The sequence below is a fragment of the Vibrio sp. genome, assembly GCF_984391705.1.
Genome location: NZ_CFHWOM010000123.1, coordinates 1 through 3,200, shown reverse-complemented (window position 1 = coordinate 3,200; position 3,200 = coordinate 1). Strand labels below are relative to the sequence as shown.

Annotated in this window: 3 protein-coding genes; 1 reads left to right on the top strand and 2 read right to left on the bottom strand. The window is 43.2% G+C overall.

All coding sequences use genetic code 11. The features are described from left to right. Positions 1-273: 273 nt before the first annotated feature. Together AC4MRV_RS21750 and AC4MRV_RS21745 are read right to left on the bottom strand one after the other, a co-directional pair. Positions 274-1,299, bottom strand: coding sequence for a zinc-binding alcohol dehydrogenase family protein (locus tag AC4MRV_RS21750; RefSeq protein WP_491189357.1), 1,026 nt, complete (start codon positions 1,297-1,299; stop codon positions 274-276). A 164-nt stretch (positions 1,300-1,463) separates the two neighbouring features. Continuing rightward, the gene (locus tag AC4MRV_RS21745) at positions 1,464-1,754 is read right to left on the bottom strand and encodes a putative quinol monooxygenase (RefSeq protein ID WP_150873240.1); all 291 of its coding nucleotides are present in this window, start codon (positions 1,752-1,754) and stop codon (positions 1,464-1,466) included. A 394-nt stretch (positions 1,755-2,148) separates the two neighbouring features. On the opposite strand from AC4MRV_RS21745, the gene AC4MRV_RS21740 reads away from it, so the two are divergent. Beyond that, positions 2,149-3,066 carry a LysR family transcriptional regulator gene (locus AC4MRV_RS21740; protein ID WP_491189358.1) on the top strand — a complete coding sequence of 306 codons (918 nt, stop codon included), beginning with the start codon at positions 2,149-2,151 and terminating at the stop codon, positions 3,064-3,066. Positions 3,067-3,200: the final 134 nt, after the last annotated feature.

Genomic DNA, 3,200 nt, shown 5'->3' with positions numbered 1-3,200 from the left:
GAACAAGATGTCAAAAAGGTTTGGCATTATTTGGCGCGATTCGGCTATCAATCTCTGGATTAAATGTTGTTTTGAATACCAATCTTGAGTGACACTGTCACTTTAAGTGGTCTCATCATTAGTCTGGGTCAGGTAATAATAAAGCTTAGCGAAAAGTAAGAGAGCCACTATCGAGTGGCTCTTTGTGTATTTGGATATTTCTAGCTTAGAAGAATATAGCTTGATGATCACTTACTGCCTCTATTCGAAGAGCAGTAAATTACTCTTAATATCCTAATACTTGATCGCTGTTTTACCGATTGAAGCACTACTTTCGATACGTTGATGCGCATCTTTGAGCGTTTCAACACTAAAGCCATTCAGTGTTGTCGTTAGTGTAGATTTAATACGGCCAGCGTCGATCAAATTTGCTGCTTGGAATAAAATGTCTTGCTGCTTTTGGATATCTTCCGTGTCAAACAGTGAGCGTGTGAACATTAGCTCCCAAATAAAACCTGCGGATTTGCCTTGAAGTGCTGACAAGTCGATACCACCATCGAACTCAACGATTGAGCTGATTAAACCTTGTGGTGCGATAAGCTCTACCATCGCATCCCAGTGTCCTTTGGTATCGGCCACATTGAAAATGTAATCGACATGTTTGATGCCTTGTTCACGAACGGACTCAACCAAGTTGCGGTGGTTGACGACATGATCGGCCCCCATATCTCGCACCCATTGTTCAGTTTCTGGTCTTGAGGCTGTGGCGATAACAGTCAGGTTAGTAAGCTGTTTTGCTAATTGAATCGTAATAGAACCTACACCACCAGCGCCGCCAATGATCAGTATCGACTTTCTCTCTTCTGGGTGAACACGGAGTCGGTCAAATAGCGCTTCCCACGCAGTGAGTGTTGCTAACGGCATGACGGCAGCAGATTCATCAGAAAGACTCTTAGGCGCATGAGCAGTGATGCGGTAATCCACTGCTTGATATTGTGCATTAGCCCCCATGCGTGTCACATCGCCAGCATAGTAAACTCGGTCACCAACTTCGAAGCCTTCAGCGTTTGCACCTTTGGCGATAACTTCACCAACAGCGTCGTAACCTAGTACTTTAGCTTGTTCTAGGGTTTTATCTTTGGCATTACGAATGCGTATTTTAGCATCTGCGGGATTAATTGACGTCGCACTCACCTTGACGAGTAGGTCGTTGGCTTTCATTTCTGGAACATCGGTTTCAAACTCAAACAGACTGTCTTGCTCTGTAATTGGAAGTGATTGAGTAAACCCGATTGCTTTCATTTTTATTGGTGCTGTCATTGTGCTTCCTTTTGATTAAGTGAAGTGGCTTCCGCCTAATTTTTAAATCGTAATCAACGAAAGTTGGCCCATTCAATATCAAGCGTATCGATTGAGATGTTATAAATGGGCTTAAACGATGAGCTGTTGAGCCATTGATCTTGAGTGCCTTAGAGCACTAGCAATCAAGCAATGTGCGTCATTTCATTGAGTGTAAAGCTTGCGACTGCGCCCTCAGTGGCTGCCATGTACTCTGCAAGGTGGGTGTTGTTCATATGTGTTTGCCACAACTCGCGTGACTCCCAGTTCTCGTAAAATAAGAAGTGTGCCGGGTTTTCATTGTCTTGGTGCAAGTCGTAGTTGATACAACCTTCTTCTGCACGAGTGATCTCAATCAGTTTAAGCAGCTCAGCTTTCACTAGATCAATTTTGTCTTCATTTGCCACGATGTTTGCAACAATAGTTAATTTAGTCATGTTACTTTCCTTTGTGTGTTCAGTTCCGAAAAGACGGTAACTTATATAAAACAATAAGTTATAGAGTTTCAAAGTTGGTTACATAGCGGTCTGTTAGCTCAATGAGTGTAGACAATATATCGCTATCGATTTTCTAACGGTTTTTGAAACGCTATCAAAAAGTGTTTGTTAATTTATCGCGCCGTCGTTTATCGCTATTGAGAGTAAATGGGTATTCCCATGTGGGCCGCTTCGTTAACATGACGTTATCTTAGGTGAGTAATTAACAACGAAAAACAGCCTCGCCTTTGATTAATTATCAAATATCATTTGATAATAATAGCCCTCTACTCTATAAATACTGAGCGTTCATAGCGCGTTCTTACCCAATTTAACTAAAGAATGAGGCTTAATGATGTTGCTAGAGGACTTGAAGGTGATTTTGAAAGTTGCCGAGTTTCGCAGTATTACCGCTGCAGCAACCAACCTTGATATGCGGACAGCAACGGCCAGCGCTGCGGTAAAGCGCGTCGAAGCATCTTTAGGAGCGGAGCTTTTCGTTCGTACGACACGCCACTTACGGCTATCGGCGGCGGGAGAGCGGTACTTGCCACAATGCGAGGAAGCGCTGAAGATGCTAGAGCAAGCGAAAATGAACATGCACGAAGAGCTCGGCATTATTGATGGTGAAATTCGTATCGCATTATCGTCTGATCTAGGACGAAATCTCATTACGCCTTGGTTGGATGAATTCTTGTTGGAATATCCGAACGTGTCACTTCGAACGAGTATTAGTGATAGCAATATCGACTTCTATCGCGATTCGGTTGATATGGCGCTACGTTATGGTTCTCCAACCGATGCCAACATGTATGGATTTAAGATCTGCGATGTTCCTAGAGTGTTATGTGCAAGCCCTAGTTATCTTGCTGAGCATCAAGCACCGATGCAACCCAATGATCTGTTAGAGCATAATGCCCTCTTTTATCAGTTACACGATGTTCTCCAGAATGAATGGCAGTTTAGTCATGAAGAAACCACTCATAAAGTGAAGCTAACAGGAAACAGGGCTTCCAACGATGGTGATTTGGTTAGACGCTGGTGTGTAGCAGGTAAAGGGATTGCGATTAAATCATGCCTTGATATGTCCAATGATCTGCTTACTGGGCGAGTGGCCAGTGTCATGCAAGATTACAAACCTACTCCTACTGAGCTTTGGTTGGTATGCCCAAGTCGTCAATCGATCACCCCAACGGTTCGACTATTAAGAGATCTGTTCAGGGAGAAAACCAGTGACATTCTTAGCAAACTGGCTCAGCTCGGTGCGATTTAGTAGAAGTTTAATCGCTACGTCGATGACTATTTCGTCGAATGCAATTGCTCATCAGCAAATGGATATCAACACGTAAGGAAAGAAATGGAATACAAATTTGATAGTGAACCCTCAGACAAGGACATCAATGAAGT